Raw genomic sequence first — 23942 nt, forward strand, 5'->3', positions numbered from 1 at the left:
CCCATTAATATATTGTCATGATAATAATCCCAGAAGAGATGAATACTAATCCAACTAGTTTTTTCTTTTCAAACTTTGCAACTTTCATTCCTAATAAGCCGAAATGATCGATAATGATGGAAGCAATGGATTGGCCGAGTAAACTTAATGCGATCGTAATAGAGGCACCAAGGACGGAGAAACTTATATTATTAAAAAGAACAGTGAATACTCCAATCGCTCCAGCGCTATATAAAAAAAGCGGAATACCTTTATCGAAATGAATTTTATGTTTGTTTAAGATTAAAACGAAAATAACTGCAATTAAACCGACAAGGTGAATGACCACGCTTGCTGTGTACTTGCCAATTAACTCAGATAAAATCCCATTCAGTGGAAGCATAACGGCGATGAGCACACCAATAAAGACAGAAAGAAAGTTATACAATGTAATATCCCCTTTGTATTTCATATTTGTAATGACTGTATCATGCTGAAATTGTGTATTGTTATGACATATGTCATAGTGGAAGAAGAAAATTTTGATTACAATGGGGATGAGTTGTAAAGGTGGGGAACTATGAAGAAAGTATGTAATTCTATTAAATTAGCAGAATATATGAAGAAAAATAATATTGATTCATTTTTTAGTCATGATATGAAGCCATATATGGAACTTATATTTTTTAAAAAGAATGAGTTTATTTGTAGAGAAAATGAAGAGATAGATTATTTATATTTCTTTGTTGAAGGAAAAGCGAAAGCGTTTAACACATTAAGTAACGGGAAATCCGTATTACTGTGTTTTTATGATAGTTTGCAGTTACTTGGAGATGTGGAGTTAATTCATTCCCAAAGGATTACTTCAAATGTACAAGTAATGGCAGATTCATATTGTGTTGGTTTACCATTAGGAAAAGTGAGAAATCAGCTATTTCATGATGCGAAATTTTTAAGATGTATTTGTGGATCGTTAGCACATAAGTTAAATCGACTTTCAAAAAATAGTACAATTAATTTATTGTATCCGCTTGAAAATAGACTTGCGAGTTACATGTTAGCAGCAGGGGAACGAGCAGTTCAGCATGAAAATAGAATTGTGTTTAGTGGGAATTTAACGGAAATAGCGGAATTGTTAGGAACGAGCTATCGGCATTTGTTGCGAACATTAAATATTTTTTGTGATAAAGAGATAATAAAGAAGAACGATGGATGCTATGAAGTAGTAAACGTGGATGTTTTGAGAGAATTGGCAGCAGATGTTTATAAATAGGAGGAGAGTATAAATGATAACACCTATATTTAGAATTTTTGATATTGAAAAAGCAAAACTATTTTACTTAGGTTTTTTAGGATTTAAACTGGATTGGGAACATCGGTATGAGGAAAATATGCCATTATATTTGCAAATTTCGTTACAGGATGCTGTGATACATTTATCAGAACATCATGGTGATGCCTCACCAGGTGGTGCGATTCGGATCAAAATAGATGATGTAAAGGATTATCATTCTGTATTATTAAGTAAAGAATATGCTTATTCGAAGCCGAATATAGAAAAAACACCTTGGGGTACAATTGAATTAACTGTAATTGATCCGTTTTCAAATAGAATTACACTGTACGAGGAAAAATTGTAGAAATGGAATGAAGAGTAGTTCATAGAGCAGTGAACTGCTCTTTTTTATTTTGAGTAGATATTGAATTATATAAAAATAAAATGTTATGATTATGGAAACGTATGAATATATGAACAAGTATTCATACGTTTAAGAAGAGGAGGGATTAGAATGAAAGATCTAATTATTATTGGGGCGGGTCAAGCTGGATTAACAATGGGATATTACTTGAAGCAAGAAGGGTATAATTTTTTATTACTTGAGGCAGGAAAACGAGTTGGTGATTCATGGAGAAATCGATATGATTCTTTGCAGCTTTTTACCCCAAGGTCTTACAGTAGCTTGCCGGGTATGGCGTTAATAGGTGAAAAAAATGAATTTCCATATAAAGATGAAATTGCAACTTATTTAGAAAAATATGCAAGACATTTTCAATTACCGGTACAATTACAAACGGAAGTTCTAAAAATAAAGAAAGAAAAAGAAATATTTGAATTATATACTCCTACAGAAATTTTACAAACGAAAAAAGTTATTATCGCATCAGGTGGTTTTCAGCAACCATTTATTCCCTCAGTTTCAGCAAATCTATCATCACATATTTTTCAAATACATTCATCACAATATAGATCATCATCGCAAATTCCACAGGGAAAGGTACTTGTAGTAGGTGGCGGAAATTCAGGAATGCAAATAGCAGTAGAACTTGCAAAAACGCATGAAGTTATGTTGTCTATTAGTCATCCTTTAACGTTTTTACCGTTACAACTTTTTGGAAAAAGTATTTTTAATCTGCTAGAAAAAGTGGGTTTATTGTACGCTGAAATAAATACAAAGAGGGGAAGATGGTTTCAGAAGAGAAAGGACCCTATTTTCGGTTTTGAAGGTAAGAAACTTATTCGTAATGGAGCAATCAAACTGCAAGAAAAAGTAGTAAGTGCATCAGGAAATAACATTATGTTTCAGAATGGTGATACTTATAGTGCAGAAAGCATTATATGGTCAACTGGTTTTGTTCAAAATTATAATTGGATTGAAATTAAACAGGCAGTGAATGAGAAAGGATTTCCTAATCATATAAAGGGAATCAGTCCAGTAAAAGGATTGTATTATATCGGATTACCGTGGCAATCTCAAAGGGGTTCCGCACTTATTTGTGGTGTAGGAAAGGATGCAGCGTATGTACTTTCTGAAATCAAAAAAATAGATCAGTAGCGATAACTACTGATCATCCATATGTACATGAATTAGGAGAGGTCAAACATTTATTAACTTTATTATAATAGATTTTCATAGAATTAAAAACTGAAAATTCAAATTTCGTGTTGAGAAAGTTTTTTGTATCGAAATATATGAAAAAATAGGGATTTTTATTAAAACAGAAAAAGATATTTCTATTTTAGTAAATTATGATATAGTCTAAATAATCGTGTTTTTCCATAAATGTAATTATTTTCATTTTAGTTTTGTTTATATGAGGGAAGGAGAAGTAATTATGAAGTTTGATGATCAACGCTTACTAGGAGTACGATTAGGTTCTGTGCTTGTGACAGAGGAAAATCAATATTTAGTAATTAAGAAAAAAGATCATTATGCACTATTAAATATACATAATTTAGAATGCACACATGTTGAAGTGCAGTTAGAACATTTGGAAGAAATGTTGCGGGAAGATTTCCAAGAAAGTATAACGGAGATTATCGCACCAGAACATATAAAAATTGTTGCGAAAAATGTTATATAAATAAAGAAGCTGGAAGGAACAGCTTCTTTATTTTCATTATAAGGATAACGTTTTTACAACCTCACCAATGATCCCTTCCATTTGATGAACACCTAAATCGGAATTAGTCATAATAACAGCACCATTCCCGCAGTATGGATAACAAACCATCATACATTGAAATCCAACGCCCCATCCAAGTGAATATATTTGTAAGTCTTCATTTGAATCATCTAGAAAAACACCTAATCCAGTCCATTTTGAGCAACCTTGAGAAGAAATCATGTCTATTACTAATTTTTGAGAAAGTTTTAGTTTGCCCTTTCCTTGTAAGGAATGAATGATTTCAATAACTAAAGCTGATAAGTCAGTTGGTGTTGTCCAAATACCTGAAGCAGCTGCAAATGGATAAAATGGATACTTCTCATTTGTTACAGTTCTATCTTTATTATGTCCGCAAGCAAAAACGTCGGTTTTATCTATGTCTTGTGGAGAGAAAAGTGTACTGTTTTTCATTTGTAGTGGCTGGAAGATGTGTTCTTCTAATAACTGACTAAATAATCTTCCTGTAATATCTTCAAGTAGTAGTTCGGTTATACAAAAGCTTGCGTCTGAGTAGTGAAATTCACTTTCTGGTTTATAAGTTACCTCTATAGGTACGGGACAATATAGTGTTTTACCAGAAAGGAGCTCAGACATATTAGGTAATCCTTTTGCAGGTGTATAATGTTCAAAACTATTAGGTGGATCAATGAGTCCAGATTGATGGCTTAATAAGTTTCTCAAAGTGATGCTTTTTTGTGAAGTAAATAGATTAGTAGGAATGTTCCAAGATGTGAGTTTATCATTTACGTCTTCATCTAAATGCACGATACCATGCTCTGATAATGTTAGTACGAGCATTGTAGTGATGAATTTGCTGATAGAACAAGAATTAAAGAGAGAATTTGTAGTAACAGCTCTAGTTGTTCCAGCTTCAAGTGTTCCAAAGGCAGTCGCTTCATCTAGTTTGCCATTACGTATAACAGCGAGGCTTAAACTTGCAACGGAATATTGATTCATTTTCTCGTATATATTGCTACTTTTTAAGTTCATGGTGACTCCTTTCTTTAAAGACAGAATATTATTTTTATTATACAGTAGTAAAAAAAAGAAAACACTTCTTCATTCACCAATGAAGTGTTTTCTTTTTTTGTTAGTTTGAAGTGAACTTTTGAAAAAATTTGTCTCGGTACATGTACATAACCCATGAGATTGTTATTAAAGAAATAATGATTTGTTTGTTTTTAATTGGTGCATTGAAAACAAGCCAACCAACTATATCAAATAATAAATGTAGCAAGATTGAAAGAACTACAAATTGAAGTAACGTATTTAAAAATCTTTTCATAAAGTGTCCCCCTAAAATAATAGGTTTTATTAACAGTTTGATATAGTGGCATTATACAGTAAATGTTTCATGTGGTAAAATTTACATAAGTTAGTGAAATAAAACAAATGAAAGTTAGTAAAGGGGAACATTTATGGAATTCTGGATGGTTATACTGATATTAGCCTTTGGTTTCATTTATATCGCTGAAAAATTAGCTACAATTGAAAAGAAAAATGATGCGCGTTTAAAGAGAATTGAAGATAGATTACAATTAATTACGAAAGAAATGGGAATTGTAGAAAGAGAACCTGAAATTAATAAAGAACTACGCCAGCTTGTAGAAGAAGGAAAAAAAGTTACAGCAGTTAAGAGAGTAAGAGAAGCTTTTGGTTTTTCCTTACTAGAAGCGAAGCAATATGTTGATAAATTATAAAAAAGATCATCCATTTGGGTGATCTTTTTCACTGCACCATGCGTGTATTTACATAAGCCGCGATTATAAAGTGTCCAATTATATGGAACAAACATTTGAGATAAATTGTCTAATATAGGTAATAACTATTTAGCTTGAAAGAAAGGGTTGATAACATGAAAAAGAATACGTTGTTAAAAGTAGGAGTATGTGTAAGTTTACTAGGAACAACTCAATTTGTTAGCACGATTTCTTCTGTACAAGCATCACAAAAGGTAGAGCAAATAGTAATCAAAAATGAGACGGGAACCATTTCAATATCTCAGTTAAACAAGAATGTATGGGTTCATACGGAGTTAGGTTATTTTAATGGAGAAGCAGTTCCTTCGAACGGTCTAGTTCTTAATACTTCTAAAGGGCTAGTACTTGTTGATTCTTCTTGGGATAACAAATTAACAAAGGAACTAATAGAAATGGTAGAAAAGAAATTTCAGAAGCGCGTAACAGATGTCATTATTACACATGCGCACGCTGATCGAATTGGCGGAATAACAGCGTTGAAAGAAAGAGGCATTAAAGCGCATAGTACAGCATTAACCGCAGAACTAGCAAAGAACAGTGGATATGAAGAGCCGCTTGGAGATTTACAAACAATTACGAGTTTGAAGTTTGGCAATACAAAAGTAGAAACGTTCTATCCAGGGAAAGGACATACAGAAGATAATATTGTTGTTTGGTTGCCACAATATCAAATTTTAGCTGGAGGCTGTTTAGTAAAATCTGCGGAAGCTAAAGATTTAGGAAATGTTGCGGATGCGTATGTAAATGAATGGTCTACATCGATTGAGAATGTGCTGAAGCGATATGGAAATATAAATTCGGTAGTACCTGGTCATGGAGAAGTAGGAGACAAGGGATTACTTTTACATACATTGGATTTATTAAAATAAGAAATTGTAGAAATACAAAAGAAAGGAGAAATAATTTTCTCCTCTCTTTCTTCTAACTATATTTAAATGCTGAATCTGTCGATTACGTCAGCATATATTACTGAGATTTTAATTCCAAGTATACAAATACTAGTACTGTCATAATTGCAATAACAACGTAAGTAGCATCAAGCATTATAAGTGTTTTTAAAGTTTCAGTCATCGTAATTCACCCCTGTTATAAAAATATAACATGATCTTTTTATTGATTAGATTAGAGATCATAAAAATAAAATGTATATGAAATTTCTTAAGTAGCTTCTATATAAATATATCATATAAATAATGTAAGTAATGTTAAGATAGTGTAAATGTATTGTAAATAAAGAGGTTTACAATGAAGGCTTTAATAAAAAAATGATAGTTCCTTAAAATAAAAAATACGCTATTTTCATATGAGATGAATTGCAATTATTTGTATAAGGGATTCAAAAAAATTTTTTCGTTGTATATATTTCTCCAAATTAATTATTTAGCTATTTAAAAGTATCGAAAGATGTGTGCACACTAATGTATATTTTTTGGATGTCAATAAAAGTATTATGTCAACAATATGAACTGTCACAAATCTTTATATATTATTGTGATTGATATCACATCACTTTTTTTCAATGGGTATTATGCTTAAGGTGTAATGAATGATTGGGAGAGGGTGGGATGATATGTTTTGTTATCAATGTGAACAAACGCCAACAGGCGGATGTAAAGTAATGGGTGTTTGTGGCAAGAATGAAACGATTGCGAGTTTACAAGATACGATTGTGTTTGGGCTAAAAGGAATTGCAGCTTATCGCACACATGCTGCTCAGCTAGGGTATACGGATGCATTTGTAGATGCTACAACACAAGAAGCTTTATATATGACATTAACAAATTCTAACTTTAACGAACAAGAGCATATTGATATGGCTATGAAAGTTGGGAAATCAGCTTTACGGGTGATGGAGTTATTGGATGAGGCACATACGAATCATTTTGGTGTGCCAGAGCCTGTACAAATTACACAAAATCGTGTAGAAGGTAAAGCAATTGTAGTTACGGGCCATAATTTATTTGCATTAGAAGAACTATTAAAGCAAACAGAAGGAAAAGACATTAATATTTATACGCATTCTGAAATGCTACCAGCACACGGATACCCGCAGCTGAAAAAATATAAACATTTAAAAGGAAACATCGGTAAGGCATGGTATGATCAAAGACGCCTTTTTGAAAAATTTACTGGTGCCATATTAGCTACAACGAACTGTGTTATGCCAATTAAAGGCTCGTACTCTGATCGATTCTTTTCATATGAAATTGCAGGTTTAGAAGGTGTACAAAAAATTGAAAATGATGATTTTACACCATTGATTCAAAAAGCGCTAGAACTTCCAGAAGTACATATGGAGTCGGATGAACAGTTAGTGACAGGGTTTCATCATAATACAGTATTATCATTAGCTCCAGAAATTATTGATGCAGTAAAAGAGGGGAAGATAAAGCGTTTCTTTGTTATCGCCGGTTGTGATGCACCGGGAAAAGGCGGAGAATATTATCGTGAATTAGCAACGTCACTTCCGCCAGAAACGGTTATTTTAACAACTTCTTGCGGGAAATTCCGCTTTAATGATGTGGATTACGGTGTTGTACCTGGTACGGAAATTCCGCGTTACATTGATTTAGGACAGTGCAATAATTCAATTTCTACAGTGAAAATAGCGGCTGCTTTAGCTGATGCTTTTCAATGTGAAGTGAATGAATTGCCAGTAAGTATTGTACTATCATGGTTTGAACAAAAAGCGGTTGCCATTTTACTAGGGCTATTTAGTCTTGGGATTCAAGATATTCGCATCGGTCCAAAGGCTCCTGAATTTATTTCACCTGGCGTGCTTGATGTATTACAAGAAACATTTGGTTTAAAACTAATTACAAATGCAGCAGAAGACATGGCTATGATGTTATCGTAACGGAAAAGATGTTTTCACTTAATTGTGGCTTTATAAATCATTTGTATGTGTGTGAGTAAACGCACATACAAATGATTATTAATAAAGAAAATCGCTATATCTATAAAATTTATAGAGCTTTTAAAGTATAACACCACATGCCCATCACCTTAAGATTTTAAGTATCCCCAAAACGAAATTTCTACATGAATATCTATAATTTTACCTCTTTTTCATTTGATTTGAAAATAAGCTTTCTATTTTTAAAAACCAACGATACCACCTCAAATTATAGGAATAAAATCCATTCATTTATTAGGAAAATGGATTGAAAATAATAAGGTAGACTAAAAAGTAAAATATTATTTATGATAATCATTCTTTTATAAAATTTAAATTGGAAATAGCCCTACTCATTTTGATTGCGCATTTTCAAAATGGAGGGGCTTTTTTTACTGTAAAATCAATAACTGCATCTTATTTTTGTTGAAAAAATTCTCATTCTTATTTTGAAAGTGATATGGGTACATTTACATGCACATCAATCTTTTATTATGAAGTGGCCCTTGAATATATTGTTTTTTATTGACAGACATAAAAATGATTTATTTGCTGTATTGATAATTTGTAGACGTTATAATAAAATGTTTATGTATATGTAAACTTAATTTATTTTTGTTTGGTTTTATTATGAGGTTAGGCAGTGTTAATAACAATAAAATAATGAATATATCACCTGTAAAAAGAATGAAACCAATACGGAGAAGATGATTTTGTTAAAAATTCGAAAAATAAGCGTTATTAGCTCTTGAAGAAAAATGACTAGAAAAATTACAAGCATATGGAAAATAGGGTTATACAAAAAGTCCTAAAGGGGGACGGAATTATGGAGAAAAGAAAGTATTCAGTAACACCACAAGATCGAATGAATTATGTATTAGGTCTTTATTCTGCAGATCAACAAATTAATGCAGTTCTTTATTTTCCTGTAGGTATATCTAAGGAAATACTTGAAGAATCAGTAAGGATAACGTTGCAATTGCAACCAGTTTTGAACAGCCGGTTTGTAGAAAATGATATTCCTTACTGGGAGGAACATTCATCTGACACTAACTCATCTATTTGCTTTTTTGCAGAAGGAAATAATCAAGAACTTGAAATAATGGCAATAGATTTTATTAAGGAACCTGGTGATCGTATTCAGGGGCCTATGGTTCAAACGAAATTATTACGGGGCACTACAATAGATATGTTAGTTGTGAAATTGTCTCATCTATGTTCAGATGGTGCAGGAGTCAAGGAATATATAAAATTGCTTGGAACAATATATACTCACCTTTCATTGGGACGGTCTAAGAAGCAAATTATAAAGGAATTTGATGAGGGAAATGAGAGTTGTCGAGATCAATCACATGTATTCAAATACGCTGGAATATCGGACATAAAAAGTGCGTATCGTCCTAACCAAGAACAACAGGCATCGTTATGGTCTTTTCCATCTCAACCTAACAAAAATAAATTTCCCCAAATGTCCGTACGGCGATTGAGCCATAAGCAAACTCTACGTTTAACCCAATGGACAAAAGCACAACAGGTTACCTTGAATGATGTAATCATGACTGCTTACTTCCGAGTTTTATCACATTTCACTGTGTATGCAGAACCTCGCACTGCAGAAAAAATGATTGGTTTGACAATTGATTTACGTCGATATCTGCCTAATAATACAACTGGTGCTATTTGCAACTTATCCGGTATGGAAATGCCAGTGATTAAAATGGAAGACGATGAAACATTTAAGCAGACTCTTGTTCGAGTTAAACAATCAATGGATAAAATAAAGTCTCAAAATCCAGGTCTTTCTTCAGCAGCAGGAATGGAGTTACTGGCAGAAATGAAGCTATCTACAGTGAAGGAAATGTATAATCAGCAATATGAACAGGCTATACAGATGGGGATGGCGTTGCCATTACTGACAAATTTGGGAGTGATTGCTGAGGAACCTATTCAGTTTGGTCAAATTCAAGCTGAGGACGGGTATATGGCATCACCTATTATGTATGCACCATTCTTTTCAATGGGAGCAAGCTCTTATAATGGAAGGCTTACATTTACGATCGGTTATCATGCGCCGGATACATCAAAAGAAAAGGTAGAAAAATTTTTAGATAGTGTTGCTAATCAACTATCAGAAATAAAATAAAAGAGAATATAGAGAACAGATTTCTAACAGAATTGTATTTTAGGGGCTCGTATCATGTACGGATAATCTCTGGAAATTTTCTCTGACCGCACTTGCCTTTATGCTTTATATGCAATGGGAATGGTAGTGAGAAACAATTTGTATCGTGAAAAAACAAGATATATCGGTATAAAAACAATAAAACAGAGCTGATTTAAATTACACTTTGAATCAGTTCTGTTTTGCTAGTGTGATGGTCCTTACAACAAAAAAGTAGGCTGTATCCGATTAGGGTAAAGCGGATTTTTAATTTTTTTGAAAATAAAGTTGACATCCATAACTACTTAGTCATACAATGTAGATGTAATAAGTGATACTGAATAGTTCGGATTCACAAAAACTGTTCAGTAAAAAATTCGCCTTAGTACTCTGTGATACTGAATATAAGTCAGACAGAATAGGGGGTAAAGGAGGATCAGGACATGGAAAATTTAACTGAAATGCTGAAAGGTTCACTGGAAGGGTGTGTACTGGAAATCATTAGTCGCCGTGAAACGTATGGCTATGAGATTACCCGCCACCTGAATGATCTTGGGTTTACCGAAGTTGTGGAAGGTACGGTGTATACCATCCTCGTACGATTAGAGAAGAAAAAGCTTGTGAATATTGAAAAGAAACCATCAGATATGGGACCGCCTCGTAAGTTTTATTCATTAAATGAAGAAGGCCGCCAGGAGCTTGAATTGTTTTGGGAAAAATGGGATTTTGTATCGTCAAAAATTAACGTCTTGAAGTCAAAATAGGTTCATAAGATAAAATGTTCCGGCCGATACTTTGGGAATTTCTTGTTCGGTTTTATAAAAAAGGAGGAAAATAAGATGTTAGAAATGTTCAAAAAGTTAATTGGTGATAAAAAAGAGTACAAAATGATGATGGCACGAGTTGAGGATCTGCCAGAGGACTACCAATTTGTATTTAAGAAAATTCAAAACTACATGTGGAATTTTTCAGCGGGTAACGGGATGGATATGTTACACATACAGTATGAATTAATCGATTTGTTCGAAGCGGGTGCAGCGGAAGGAAGACAAGTGCTTGACATTACTGGGGATGACGTGGCTTCCTTTGCTGACGAACTAGTGGCAAATGCTAAAACTTACGTCTCCAAGTATCGTGAAGATTTGAATGAAAGTATTATGAAGAAATTGAGAAAAAAATAAATGGAATAAGTAGTACCGACTGATTAGCTGGTTACACATATGAATTGCCATCATAGCTATTCAGTTATATTTTTAACTCGGTACTAAGTAATACAGAATATCAGTGATACTAAATAGATAGAGGTAAATAAATAGTCTTCGCAAAACATTTTTATAGGGAGGAAAAAAGTATGAGTCATGCAGCGATTTCTGTAAAAGGCTTGAAAAAATCCTTTAAAGATAAGGAAGTTTTAAAAGGGGTAGATTTTGAGGTGCAGCGTGGAGAAATTTTCGCGCTGCTAGGCTCAAATGGAGCGGGAAAGACGACAACGGTCAACATCCTTTCGACACTAATGAAGCAAGATAGCGGTGAAGTAAGTATTTGTGGATTTGATGTACAGAGTCAATCAGATCATGTTCGTCAAAGTATCAGTTTGACAGGGCAGTTCGCAGCTTTAGACGGTATGCTGACTGGGAGGGAAAACTTGATAATGATCGCCAAATTACGTGGTGTTTCCAATCCTGCTCAAGTTGCTGACAATCTACTTGCAAGATTTAGCCTGACTGATGCGGCAAACCAAAGGGCAGATCAGTATTCAGGCGGGATGAAGCGCCGGCTTGATATCGCGATGAGTTTGATTGGGGCGCCAGCAGTTATTTTTCTTGACGAACCAACGACTGGACTTGATCCTGAAGCGCGAATCGAAGTGTGGGATACAGTCAAGGAACTTGCTGGTAGCGGTACAACTATTTTGCTTACGACTCAGTATTTGGAGGAAGCAGAACAACTGGCAGACCGTATCGCTATTTTGCATGGCGGAAAAATTATTACGACAGGTACTCTTGCTGAACTAAAAGAGATGTTCCCGCCAGCAAAAGTGGAGTATATCGAGAAGCAACCGACATTGGAAGAAATATTCCTTGCGATCATTGGAAAAAAGGAGGAGATGTAAATGAAAAGTAAAACAGGTGTATTACTAGGTCGTTTAATGCGTAACATTATGCGCAGTCCGGATACAATTATTACAGTGGCGATTACACCGATTATGATGATGCTATTATTTGTCTACGTGTTTGGCGGCGCAATAAAAACTGGAACGGAAAACTACGTTAATTATTTATTGCCGGGAATTTTGCTAATGGCTATCGCATCCGGTGTAGCTTACACTTCCGTTCGACTATTTACGGATGTAAAGAGTGGGCTGATGGCACGTTTCATTACGATGCCTATTAAGCGCTCATCGATATTGTGGGCTCACGTTCTAACCTCTCTGGTTGCTAATGTACTTACTATCGTGGTGGTTATTCTTGTTGCACTCTTAATGGGTTTCCGTTCCAGTGCTAATATTCTAGATTGGCTCGCGGTAGCTGGGATACTTGGGATGTTTACGCTGGCGCTAACATGGCTAGCTATCATTCCAGGATTGAAAGCGAGGTCTATGGAAGGGGCGACTGCTTACTCGTACCCGCTAGTTTTTCTTCCATTTATTAGTTCGGCCTTTGTGCCTACCGAAACGATGCCAAAAATTGTTCGTGCGTTTGCAGAGAATCAGCCTGTAACTTCAATCGTGAATGCGATTCGTGCTCTTTTATATGAAGGAACTGTTGGAAACGATATTTGGATTGCGCTCGCTTGGTGCGTAGGTATAATGGTCATCTCTTACTTTTTCGCCAGTAAAGCATTTAAACGTCAGTTAGGGTAAGAAACGTGATAAACGAAACCTTCAGGAATAATATATATTTAGAAAAGCACGGGAGATTTTCCGTGCTTTTATTATTTATCATGCTCTCATTGTAGTAAATGAAATGGTATTTAAAAATAGGATAATTATCCAGTGATAAAGCTTAATATTTGAGGCTCACTGCTTATGGAATGTATAAGCACACTCGTTTTTGTAAATCTGCTAATACTTCATCGGGTATTTCTTTGATTTTAATATCCTTCCCTAGAAAAAGCAGCCAATTTATTATTTCCGTCACTTCATCGGGATTGTTAACATTGATAAAAGTTTTTAAAATGGCTGTGGATTGGTAAGGATTAGTATAAGATATTGAAATTTTTAAAGGATGGTATTTTTTGAACTGGGCAATTGCTTTTGGTCCAAGTTCAAGTACCAAGTTGATTATTTCGTCCTTCTTACTTAGTTTTTCTAAAATCTTTTTCTTATTTAGCCTTTTGTTCGTCGTGTATGGTTCGATATTAATGAGATCATCGACAGGAAACATCATCTTCTTTTCTTTTTTTAAGTCAAACCCTTCAATGATCCAATGGCTTTTTTCTTGATAAAGGTGCAATAGATAAATTGGATAAGTCTTGATTTCTTCATCTTCTTTAATGGTAATCAATAAATGGTTATCCAAAAGAAGGATTTGAATGAGTTTTTCTAACATAGGATGGGGGAGATCAGAAAGCTCAAGTAGATCGGGATTATGAGGGTTAGTCCCTTGGAAAAGCAAGAGTTGATTTAAAAGAACGAGATCATCTTGCTGGGTTTCTGAGATGAGTCCTAGTAGTTTTTCGGCTAAAGATTGACGACTCTTTAGGTAGGGAAGTTGTTGATTCCTCGTAGCCATAAAGGCAATAAAAAGAGCTTTTACTTCATTATCAGTAAAGCGAACAACGGGCAGGATAGAGTTGTGCATAACAAAATATCCCCCGGTCCTCCCAACTTCAGCGACAAGTGGCATTCCCATAGCTTCAATTTCTCTAATGTCTCTAATAGCTGTCGACCGTGATATGTTAAATTCTTGTATAATTTCAGAAATTGTAAAGTGAGAGCGGTTGTTGATATACCGCATAATTGTATTAATCCGTTCAACTTTTTTCATTTTAGTCTCCTAAACAGTATCATTTTTTGATATGGTTTAAAGGTATTATAAACGTATCAGATGAAAAGATAAATCGTTTGATTAATAAAAAAAGAGGCAGGTTTTGAATATGAAAAATTATACTATAGAAGAAAAAGATAGCTTTATTGTGTTAGGTATTGGAACTGAAATTAAGAGTGCATACACAGACTTTGCTGGAATAAATAAAGAAAAGGAAGAATTTTGGTCGGCTGTTAAAGAAGATGGAAGGCTGGACACTTTAAAAGCTTTAGCTACAAATGAATACATTTTTTCCGTGAGCGAAGCGGTGAATAACAAAATGATGTATTATGCGGGTGTCATGACAGAAGCACAAATAGAAGAAGAATCTAGAGTAATCCAGTTTCCGAGGGGAGAATACTTAGTAGTGAAAGGGGAGGGCAAAACGGCTGAAGAGCTAAGTAATAAGTTGACTGGTATCGCCTTCGGTCAAGCTTTACCAGATGCAAATGAGTTTGCTTATGTTGGTGGACCAAATACGACGGTTGAGATGGGGAAAAGAAACGGCTTAGTGTTTGGTGAAATGTGGATTCCAGTTGTTAGGAAGTAAAGTGATAAAAGGTACGAATATGGGAAGTAGAGGCTAACAATCTTGGATTGTTGGCCTTTTTAACATGAATATAATATTCATATGTCTATTGTATTTTTTGCGGCAAGATTAAATAGCTTTTTTGTTACTTTACAATAAAGTATACTTAATATCAGTAATTCATGTAATTAGGGGTGGTTTCTATATTTAGAGAAAATACAAAAAGGATACTTCTGTCATTAGTAACAAATCCAATACTAATAATTGTATATGGGATTTTTTGTTATGAGTTGGCCTTATACTGTAAGTACGGAAGAATGAATTATAATATTTACATTTTGTTATTATGTATAGTACTTTTTATATCGATAACTACATTTACTACAATGCGGGTGATAAAAAATAGAGAATATGAATCTAAAAAATTAACAAATTCAATAGCATGGAGATCCATTTCTATTATCATTATTGTTGCAATTACATCATTTTATGGGATGCAGATTTATAAAAGTGCAATAAATTACAATGGTAAATTGGCATGGTTTATAGAAAAGTTAAAACATGAAAGGTCAGTTAAACTTAAACATAATAATATATATAAGTCTGGAGTAGAAGGTATTTTTGAAGATATAAATAAAAAATATCCTTTGCCAAAGAAATTGTATATGGCAACTGATTTTGATCTTACATTTCATTCAGATGGAACAATCACAGCGTTTGATACATTTGTTTATGGGAAAAATGATGATGGGAAAGAAGAAACTTATTTAATCTCTTATAATAAGAAGAAGTCAGAAGATATTACTATAATACGAGACGGATACGCAAAGCCTGATTATAATGATGATAAATTAGTAGAACCTTTAATTGAAACGGTTAAGGCGATTCCAGTTAAGCAAACGGTTAGAAAATGGAATGAAAGTAAGTATGGGTTGATTTATTATGGAAAAAGAAATTGGGGATCCAATACAGAGGGAATTATTAATATTACTGAGGATGGTAAGGGGCAGAGTCTTAAAAAAGCAGCTTCTGATATCATTGGATATACTGTATCTATATTTGTCCCTGGAAAAGAGCAAGAGCTAGTCCCTGCTAGATATAATTTAATAAGTGACGCAAGTTGGAGTAAATCAAAGACGCCTCCAAAAGAAGATATGCTTAAAGAGAAGAAACAACAAGATTTAAAGAATGAAAAAGAACAGTTTTTCCTATCGAAAGAAGTTGGTTATAAACTAAATATGACAGATAAAGCATTAGGGAGCGCCTTTTATTCATTAAGCAAGACTAGTGATGAAGGGAAAACATGGGAGGTTATCAATCCAGACCCATTTAATGGGGGGATTGGTAGTGTATCAGGAATCACTTTTATAAATGATAAACTTGGGTTTTTAGGAGCAATTAGGCCTTCTGGTAATGAAGGAGAGTTATATCGCACAGATGATGGGGGAGTATCTTTCAAAAAGGTAGAATATCCGCCGCATGAAGTGAAATTAGATCATACACAGTCCACAATAAGTCCTTTTGATTCACCTAGTATGCCATATGAGAAAGATGGGGTTTTTAATATGTTAGTTGGACAAGGGGCAGATGGAGACTACAATGGCGATAGTAGTGCACTTTATCAATCAAAAGATAACGGAGAGACATGGGAATTTGTAGAAGAAGTGAAAAAGAAATAATCAGAATTTTTTTGAAAAATAAGGTAACTACTCAGCTATACATTTCATGACGGACAGGAAGAATTTACGAGTGAAATAATTAAAGTTCTTTCTCATGCTGGAGATTGGTTAATATGGTCTACTATTCTTGCATCTTCCATCATGTATACTGTTACTTTATATAAGAATCATCCAGATATCAGAAAAATTATACATGCTCGTTTTGAAGAAATAAAGCAACGAATAAAATATTAATGTAACTAATAAAAAACGTTATTCTTTCTAGTAATTTTGCTTATTTAGAAAGAATAACGTTTTTGTTTTTTAATACTCAAGTAATAGTTTACCTGCAGTTCCTATCATATAATTTATTGAATTTTAATATACGTTATGTATAACAGATATTTACCTTATAAAATAAGGGGGGAATATTATGACTGAGACAAACGAATCTTTAGAAGTTAATTTGAAAAAAGATGTGAAGTTTTCTATTATAATTCCTGCGCATAATGAAGAAAAGTACATTAGAAAATGTTTAGATTCAATTGCAAAGGCATCAGAGGCATATAAAGAGCAAACGGAAGTTATAGTTGTTTTAAATCGTTGCACAGATCAAACAGAGGAAATAGCAAAATCTTATAATTGTGTTACATTGAAAAATAACGATAAAAACTTATCTAAAATTCGAAATGCAGGGGCTAAAATAGCTAATGGAGAAATAATCGTCACTATAGACGCTGATACCATAATGACAGAGTCTATGTTGTCTAATGTAGATAAATATTTAGCTTCAGGTAAATACATTGGTGGTGGGGTAAATGGGAAGTTTGAAAGAATATCTTTAGGAATATTTCTCTCCGCAATGTTAATCATAATCCCCTTACTTTTTAAGTACGGAGCTATATCTGTAGGGATTTTTTGGTGCTATAGAAAAGATTTTATGGCAATCAACGGATTTAATGAAAACATGCTTATGGCAGAAGATGCAGATTTCGCTAAACGTTTAAAAGAGTGGGGAAAGAAAAATAATAAGAAATTCGGTACTATTAAAAATGGAATGATAACTTCATGCAGAAGATTTGATACATATGGAGACTGGACTTTACTTAAAAATCCAAAAGTAATTTTAGCTTATCTAAAAGGAAATGATAGAAAATACGCAGATAAGACATATTATGATAACCAAGAAAGATGAAAATGGAGAAAATCTGCAGGGGAGAGCTAGTACTTTTTTAGATATAATGAGAATCCAACTTAATTTAATAGATATTATAAGAAAACCATCAATTTGATTACCCTTTTTCAAATTGATGGTTTTTATTTTTGAAATAAATATGTATTTTTTTATAAAAATATTTTTTGACCCCCATAAAACTTTGTACTCCTCCGAATATGTATAGTGAAAAAAATAAATAGAAGAAAAATGACTATGAAAGAATATAGAAGTATTAATAAAATTACTAGATTAAGTGGCATCCAAAACGGAAGGATGAAATTACCAATTATATAGAGAAGAGTTATTCAAGGATTGCAGATAAAATAGAAAATGAATAAGCAAAACGAACGGTAGAAAATAAGAAAGTAGATAAAAATACAAACTTAACTTTAGTGCCGAGAGAAAAGGAAAAATCATTAAGAAAACGTTAGACTCTAAAAATATAACTAACAGCAAGAAAACAAGACCGAAGAAAAGTACCAAGAAAATCTGGTTAAATGGTCACTTGTGTAGTGGCCATTTTGCTATTTGAAGGAGGCTGGGAGATTACAAGTGTTGAGTTTAGTAATGAAGATCTTAAGAAAACCGAAAATAGAAGATATCGTATGTAACATACAAAACAACGAAGCAGATAAAGAAGCATTTATCGTACAGTATCAGCCTTTTATTAGAAAATCAATTTCATCTGTCTGCCGCCGATATATTACAGAACAGGATGATGAATATAGCATTGGATTGTTTGCGTTTAACGAAGCAATTGAACAGTATTCCTATACAAAAGGAAAATCCTTTTTAGCGTTTGCTGATCTTCTTATAAAAAGAGATGTAATTGACTATATACGTAAGGAATCTAAACATAACTTTGTCTTTTTAAAAGAAGATGAGCAAGAGGAAATGTTAGAAATGCAAGTGTCGCTTACGGAGTATATGAAAGAGATGGAAAATAGTAACCGTAAGGAGGAAATTCTTCATTTTCAAAGTGTGCTAGCTGAGTTTAAAATCACATTCTCAGAGCTTGCTAAAGAATCTCCTAAGCATCGTGATACGCGTGAGCACTTAATAGAAATTGTAAAAATTATTATAAAAGAAGAGGAAATGATGGAAGAGCTGTTCCGAAAGAAAAAGTTACCGCTTAAACATATTGAACCGCGTGTTAGGGTAAGTCGTAAAACGTTGGAACGACATAGAAAATACATTATTGCAATGTGTATTATTTTTGCAAACAACTATACATATATTCTGGATTACATAAGAGGGGAAAAGCATGATGAATAAAGGAATTGTGATGGATATAAAAAAGCATAGCGTAGTTGTTTTAACACCAAATGGAGAGTTTATTACGTGTAAAAGAAAGGGGGATTCTTGCATAATTGGGGAGGAAATCTCATTTGATGAGCAAGAACAAAAAGCATCGCATTTTTCGATTCCTTCCTTTTTAAAGCCTGCATCAATACTTGTTGCTTGTTTTCTATTTGCAGTGTTGTTTTTCTACAACCAACCAGAAGAAAAAGTATTTGCTTACGTCTCAGTTGATATAAATCCAAGTTTAGAGGTGAGCGTAACAAAGGATTTTCGTGTTATAGATTTGCAGGCTTGTAATGATGATGGAAGGCGTATTTTAAAAGAATTGAAGCAATGGGAAAATAAACAATTGCAAGAAGTAATACGTACTATTATAAAGCAAAGTCAAGAGGATAAGTATTTAACGAAAGATAAGCAAGTTATGCTAACAGCTGTTGCAAAGGACAAGGCACTAGAACCACTTTTGGAAAAGGCAATGAAAGAATTAAAGAAAGAATATGAGCTAAAACATATTACAGTTGAATATCAAAGTAGCACAATGCAAGTACGAGAGAATGCTAGAAAAGCTGGAATTGGCACAGGTGTCTATATAAAGCAAGAGAATGAGAAGAACAAATCACTTACGCCTCCTGCCACCCCGTCTAATCCGGTGGAAAACGAAGAAGAGGTGCAATCACAACCGGAGTTATCTCCTGATGCATCACTGGATTTGTCTCCTGTAAAAGAAAAAAAATATGAAAAGCAAGAGCAGAAAGAACAAAAGAAAACAGAGGAACAGCCATCGAAGCAAATAAAAGAAAACAATGGAAGAGGATCTCAGCAAGAAAATAGAGGGAATCAACAGGAGAATAACAGTAGAGAATCTCAACAAGGAAATAATGGGAATCAGCAAGGGAACAACGGAAGAGAATCACAACAAGGAAATAATGGAAATGGGCAAGGGAACAACGGAAGAGGATCACAACAAGGGAATAATGGAAATGGGCAAGGGAGCAATGGAAGAGGATCACAACAAGGGAATAATGGAAATGGGCAAGGGAACAACGGAAGAGAATCACAACAAGGAAATAATGGAAATGGACAAGGGAACAACGGAAGAGAATCACAACAAGGAAATAATGGGAACGAGCAAGGAAACAACGGAAGAGGGTCTCAACAAGGGAATAATGGAAATGGGCAAGGGAACAATGGAAGAGGATCCCAGAAAGAAAATGGTGGAAACGAGCAAGGGAACAATGGTAGGGGGTCTCAACAAGAAAATAGAGGCCACCAGCAAGGGAATGAAAAGAAGAATCAATAGAATATGGAAGTGAGAGATTCATTTCAAAGCTAAAAGGATTTCTCTCCCTATTGTGGGCAGTAAAACTCCCATCTCAAAATTTGGCTGGAGCAAAGAAGTTAGGTGGGAGTTGGGCTGCTTGTAAATGCCCAATTGGTGAGGGCTGATTAAAGTTACACTTTATTATTTTATAGTTCTATTAAGAAGGAGTATGTGAAAAATATAATGGAGAAAAACATTCAACAAGAGAAAGATAAAGAAAAACCTGTTTTTTATGATCCGAAAGGAAGAAGAAACATAGCCTTTATTTCGTTTCTATGTATCTCAATAGTTAGTGTAGGTGTTGTATTTTATTTTTTCTTTCAAAGTATTTTTTCAACACCAGAAATTCCAAATATGAATACCGCTGTACAACAAGATAATAAACTTGTACCAATTAATCAAAAACTTAGTGATCAGCAGTTAAAGAAGGAAGAATTTAACCCAAATACCGAAACGAAGGATAATAAAAATTTGGTGAATCCGCCGAAGGATAGTAAACAACCTAAAGAAGTGTATGGTTTTTACGTAAACTGGGATGAAAATAGTACCGCTTCTTTAAAAGAAAATATCGATTCCTTAACTACGTTAGTACCAGAGTGGTATCATTTAAAAGCAGATTTAACGATTAGAAGTGAGATCAAACCTGAGATAGTAAAGTTGGCAGAAAAAAATCAAGTGAAGATTATGCCTTTGCTTACTAACTATACTGAGGAAGCTTCTGGTCCTGATAGTGGGCTAATTCATAAGTTACTGAATTCCTCAAATGATGTAAAGACAAAGTTTATTAATGATTTAGTAAGCCAAGTTAAAAAGAATCATTTTTCAGGAATTAATATTGACTTTGAGGCCGTACCTGAAAGTGATAGAGAAAACTTAACAAATTTTATGAAAGAACTTACTACGGAATTTCATGAACATGATTTGCTCGTTACACAAGATGTTCCAGCTAATGATAAGGCTTTTGATTATAGTGCGTTAGCAAAAATAATAGATCGAATGATTGTAATGATGTACGATGAGCACTATGGAGCCGGGGAACCAGGACCAATTGCTTCAAATAAATGGTTCCAACATACATTGAAAGAACTGAATATTCCGTCTAATAAGCTTATAGTTGCTTTCGGTAACTATGGATATGATTGGGAAGTAAATAGTAAAGAAGCTGCGAAATCATTAACTTTTTCAGAAGTTATGGCAATGGCTCAAGGTTCAAATATGAAAATTCAATGGGATAAGAGTAGTGGAAATCCTTATTTTAGATATAAAACAGGAGAGAAAGAACATACTGCTTGGTTCTTAGACAGTGTTACTCTCTATAATCAAGTGAAAATTGCAATGGAGAACAATGCAAAGGGCTTTGCATTATGGAGACTAGGAGCAGAAGACCCTACAATATGGAAAGTTTTAAAAAATCCTATTGAGGTACAAAAAAATCCTAATGTATTACATAAAATCAATAGTTTAGATGAAGTAAATTATTCTGGACAAGGTGAAATTTTACAGATTGAGAATGAAAGAAAAAATGGATTGAGAGATTTTAAAGTAGGCAAAGATGGTTATATTACAGATGAAGTATATCAATCCTTACCATCTGCATATGAAGTGCAACGATATGGAAAACCAAATGGGAAACAAGTAGTATTAACATTTGATGATGGACCAGACCCGAAATATACGCCAGAAATTTTAGATATATTAAAAGAGAATCAAATAAAAGCTGCTTTTTTTGTACTTGGTGAAAACGCACAACTAAATACTAGTATTGTAAAAAGAATATACGATGAAGGGCATGAAATTGGGAATCATACTTTCAAGCATCCTAACATAGCTGATACGTCTTTACTACGAACGAAAGTAGAACTTAATACGACGCAACGTTTAATTCAGGAAGTAACTGGACATTCTACGGTTTTATTTAGACCGCCATATGAAGCGGATGCTAACCCGGATTCATCAAATGAAATATTGCCTATTTTACGTGCACAAAATATGAACTATACAATGGTAGCGGAAAAAGTTGACCCCGAAGACTGGGCAACACCATCAACAAATGAATTAGTAAGACGTGCTCTTAATCCTATTTATAAGGGAGAGGGAAATATTATTCTTCTCCATGATGCGGGAGGGAATCGTACCCATACAGTAGAGGCGCTCCCAATCATTATTAAAGACTTAAAAAAGCATGGATATAGTTTTGTAACAATTTCAGATTTAATGAATAAAGAACGAGATGAAATTATGCCTCCTGTTTCTTCTGAGGGGAAGCAATATTTACTTTACAATAAAGCTGTCTTTTCAGGAGCTGGATATTTTAAGCATATATTAACAACTATTTTTTATATTGCTATTGGATTAGGGATTTTTCGATTTTTATTCTTAATTTATTTTGCATGGAAGCAGAAAAGACAGACGTTATCTCGCTATATTAATTCGTCTTATCAACCTTTTGTTAGTGTTGTCATAGCAGCATATAATGAAGAAAAGGTGATAGCCAAGACGATTCACTCAATTTTGGATAGTAATTATAGAGAATTTGAAGTTATTGTTGTGGATGACGGATCGACAGATGGTACGTCAAAAGCAATGAAAGAAACATTTTATAAGCACCCTAAAGTTCGTTTCATTCAGAAAGAAAACGGCGGGAAATCATCGGCAATGAACCTAGGGTTTCAACAATCGCGAGGAGAAATCATTGTCACTTTAGATGCGGATACGATTATTGCGCAAGACGCCATTTCTCTAATGGTTAGACACTTTGAAAATCAGAATGTAGCTGCAGTTTCAGGTAATGTCAAAGTGGGGAATAGACGTAATTTGTTAACTACTTGGCAACATGTTGAGTATATTACAGGGTTTAATTTAGAACGTAGAGCTTTTGATGAGTTAAATTGTATTACAGTCGTTCCAGGAGCTATTGGGGCGTGGCGCAAGAAGAATGTAGTTGAATCTGGATATTTAAGCGAAGATACATTAGCAGAAGATACGGATCTTACTATTACATTTTTACGTCAAGGGCATAGAATTGTATATGAAGAAAAAGCGCATGCTTTTACGGAATCACCTGAGGATGTGAAAAGTCTCATTAAACAGCGATATCGTTGGTCATATGGTACACTTCAATGTCTTTGGAAACATCGAAAAGCGTTATGTAATCCAAAACATAAAACATTAGGGTTTATTGCACTGCCTAACATGTGGTTATTCCAATATGTTCTGCAATTCATTGCTCCTTTTGCAGATATATTAATGATTATGGGGTTATTTAGTAGTGATCCACTAAAAGTTTTAGGATTTTATTTTGTATTCTTTTTAATGGATCTTCTCGCTTCTCTGTTCGCATTTAAATTAGAGGAAGAGAACCCAAAACCATTGGCATGGTTAATTTTACAACGTTTTATTTACCGTCAATTTATGACTTATGTTGTCATTAAATCGATATTCTCATCGCTTCGAGGAGTAGCGGTAGGGTGGAATAAACTAAAGAGACTGGGGAGTGTTAAACATTCCACGGAACATAAGGAGGCATCATAAAAGAGCAGACTATCTGCTCTTTTTTTCATTGATTTTAGTTAGTTGAATGTAGAGTTGTAGCATAAAAACTGCTGCTTCTATAACGAGATTCCTATTCATTATGAATAGTGAGAC

The 23942-nt window shown here is 33.9% G+C and carries 22 protein-coding genes and 1 pseudogene; 19 read left to right on the forward strand and 4 right to left on the reverse strand.

The annotated features are described in order from the left end of the window. Positions 1-4 precede the first annotated feature (4 nt). A complete protein-coding gene (locus ACTFP3_RS09705; RefSeq protein WP_041183997.1) occupies positions 5-451 on the reverse strand; it encodes a DMT family transporter in 447 nt (148 codons plus the stop codon). A 108-nt stretch (positions 452-559) separates the two neighbouring features. Between ACTFP3_RS09705 and yeiL the strand changes: the two genes are divergently transcribed. From yeiL to ACTFP3_RS09725, 4 genes are all read left to right on the forward strand, one after another. Next, positions 560-1252: a transcriptional regulator YeiL gene (gene yeiL / locus ACTFP3_RS09710; protein ID WP_000754830.1), complete on the forward strand. Its 693-nt coding sequence runs from the start codon at positions 560-562 to the stop codon at positions 1250-1252. A 13-nt stretch (positions 1253-1265) separates the two neighbouring features. Then, a complete protein-coding gene (locus tag ACTFP3_RS09715) occupies positions 1266-1619 on the forward strand; it encodes a glyoxalase superfamily protein (RefSeq protein WP_000632403.1) in 354 nt (117 codons plus the stop codon). Positions 1620-1769: 150 nt separating this feature from the next. After that, entirely contained in the window at positions 1770-2813 is a 1044-nt protein-coding gene (locus tag ACTFP3_RS09720; protein ID WP_000653872.1) for a flavin-containing monooxygenase, read from the forward strand. A gap of 280 nt (positions 2814-3093) precedes the next feature. Then, a complete protein-coding gene (locus ACTFP3_RS09725) occupies positions 3094-3342 on the forward strand; it encodes a hypothetical protein (protein WP_000666948.1) in 249 nt (82 codons plus the stop codon). A 36-nt stretch (positions 3343-3378) separates the two neighbouring features. On the opposite strand, the gene ACTFP3_RS09730 is transcribed toward ACTFP3_RS09725, so the two are convergent. Together ACTFP3_RS09730 and ACTFP3_RS09735 are read right to left on the reverse strand one after the other, a co-directional pair. Beyond that, positions 3379-4416, reverse strand: coding sequence for a serine hydrolase domain-containing protein (locus tag ACTFP3_RS09730; RefSeq protein WP_001050196.1), 1038 nt, complete (start codon positions 4414-4416; stop codon positions 3379-3381). Positions 4417-4516: 100 nt separating this feature from the next. Continuing rightward, complete coding sequence (locus tag ACTFP3_RS09735) at positions 4517-4711, reverse strand: hypothetical protein (RefSeq protein ID WP_006929474.1); 195 nt, start codon at positions 4709-4711, stop codon at positions 4517-4519. Positions 4712-4844: 133 nt separating this feature from the next. Between ACTFP3_RS09735 and ACTFP3_RS09740 the strand changes: the two genes are divergently transcribed. From ACTFP3_RS09740 to ACTFP3_RS09775, 8 genes are all read left to right on the forward strand, one after another. Continuing rightward, positions 4845-5126 carry a hypothetical protein gene (locus ACTFP3_RS09740; protein WP_006929472.1) on the forward strand — a complete coding sequence of 94 codons (282 nt, stop codon included), beginning with the start codon at positions 4845-4847 and terminating at the stop codon, positions 5124-5126. A gap of 155 nt (positions 5127-5281) precedes the next feature. Beyond that, a complete protein-coding gene (bla2, locus tag ACTFP3_RS09745) occupies positions 5282-6055 on the forward strand; it encodes a BcII family subclass B1 metallo-beta-lactamase (protein ID WP_166695517.1) in 774 nt (257 codons plus the stop codon). A 701-nt stretch (positions 6056-6756) separates the two neighbouring features. Continuing rightward, a complete protein-coding gene (gene hcp, locus ACTFP3_RS09750; RefSeq protein ID WP_088362003.1) occupies positions 6757-8043 on the forward strand; it encodes a hydroxylamine reductase in 1287 nt (428 codons plus the stop codon). 865 nt (positions 8044-8908) lie between these two features. Further along, positions 8909-10225, forward strand: a complete 1317-nt coding sequence (locus ACTFP3_RS09755; protein WP_440010216.1) for a condensation domain-containing protein — start codon at positions 8909-8911, stop codon at positions 10223-10225. A gap of 461 nt (positions 10226-10686) precedes the next feature. Further along, on the forward strand, positions 10687-11007 hold the full coding sequence (locus ACTFP3_RS09760) for a PadR family transcriptional regulator (protein ID WP_000429487.1): 321 nt from the start codon (positions 10687-10689) through the stop codon (positions 11005-11007). Positions 11008-11082: 75 nt separating this feature from the next. After that, positions 11083-11424: a DUF1048 domain-containing protein gene (locus ACTFP3_RS09765; protein ID WP_113304147.1), complete on the forward strand. Its 342-nt coding sequence runs from the start codon at positions 11083-11085 to the stop codon at positions 11422-11424. Between the two features lie 170 nt (positions 11425-11594). Then, positions 11595-12356 (forward strand): ABC transporter ATP-binding protein, encoded by a 762-nt coding sequence (locus ACTFP3_RS09770; protein WP_000017473.1) that lies wholly within the window; start codon positions 11595-11597, stop codon positions 12354-12356. Further along, the gene (locus ACTFP3_RS09775) at positions 12357-13106 is read left to right on the forward strand and encodes an ABC transporter permease (RefSeq protein WP_000837816.1); all 750 of its coding nucleotides are present in this window, start codon (positions 12357-12359) and stop codon (positions 13104-13106) included. 163 nt (positions 13107-13269) lie between these two features. On the opposite strand, the gene ACTFP3_RS09780 is transcribed toward ACTFP3_RS09775, so the two are convergent. After that, on the reverse strand, positions 13270-14232 hold the full coding sequence (locus tag ACTFP3_RS09780; RefSeq protein ID WP_044306819.1) for a helix-turn-helix transcriptional regulator: 963 nt from the start codon (positions 14230-14232) through the stop codon (positions 13270-13272). 109 nt (positions 14233-14341) lie between these two features. Between ACTFP3_RS09780 and ACTFP3_RS09785 the strand changes: the two genes are divergently transcribed. From ACTFP3_RS09785 to ACTFP3_RS09815, 7 genes and pseudogenes are all read left to right on the forward strand, one after another. Next, positions 14342-14821 carry a GyrI-like domain-containing protein gene (locus tag ACTFP3_RS09785; protein ID WP_000801022.1) on the forward strand — a complete coding sequence of 160 codons (480 nt, stop codon included), beginning with the start codon at positions 14342-14344 and terminating at the stop codon, positions 14819-14821. Positions 14822-14994: 173 nt separating this feature from the next. Continuing rightward, positions 14995-16479, forward strand: coding sequence for a WD40/YVTN/BNR-like repeat-containing protein (locus ACTFP3_RS09790; protein ID WP_074048016.1), 1485 nt, complete (start codon positions 14995-14997; stop codon positions 16477-16479). A gap of 39 nt (positions 16480-16518) precedes the next feature. Further along, positions 16519-16713 (forward strand): annotated as a pseudogene (locus ACTFP3_RS09795) (hypothetical protein); the annotation flags it as partial. A gap of 178 nt (positions 16714-16891) precedes the next feature. After that, positions 16892-17653, forward strand: a complete 762-nt coding sequence (locus tag ACTFP3_RS09800; RefSeq protein WP_000140997.1) for a glycosyltransferase — start codon at positions 16892-16894, stop codon at positions 17651-17653. A 573-nt stretch (positions 17654-18226) separates the two neighbouring features. Further along, positions 18227-18949 (forward strand): RNA polymerase sigma factor SigI, encoded by a 723-nt coding sequence (gene sigI / locus ACTFP3_RS09805; RefSeq protein ID WP_002093524.1) that lies wholly within the window; start codon positions 18227-18229, stop codon positions 18947-18949. Further along, positions 18939-20276: an anti-sigma factor domain-containing protein gene (locus ACTFP3_RS09810; RefSeq protein ID WP_326035972.1), complete on the forward strand. Its 1338-nt coding sequence runs from the start codon at positions 18939-18941 to the stop codon at positions 20274-20276. Before sigI ends, ACTFP3_RS09810 begins: the two co-directional genes overlap by 11 nt. A gap of 204 nt (positions 20277-20480) precedes the next feature. Further along, the gene (locus ACTFP3_RS09815) at positions 20481-23828 is read left to right on the forward strand and encodes a glycosyltransferase (protein WP_440010628.1); all 3348 of its coding nucleotides are present in this window, start codon (positions 20481-20483) and stop codon (positions 23826-23828) included. Positions 23829-23942: the final 114 nt, after the last annotated feature.

Origin of the sequence: Bacillus cereus group sp. MYBK5-2 (assembly GCF_051915685.1) — a bacterium.
Taxonomy (GTDB): Bacteria; Bacillota; Bacilli; order Bacillales; family Bacillaceae_G; genus Bacillus_A; species Bacillus_A cereus.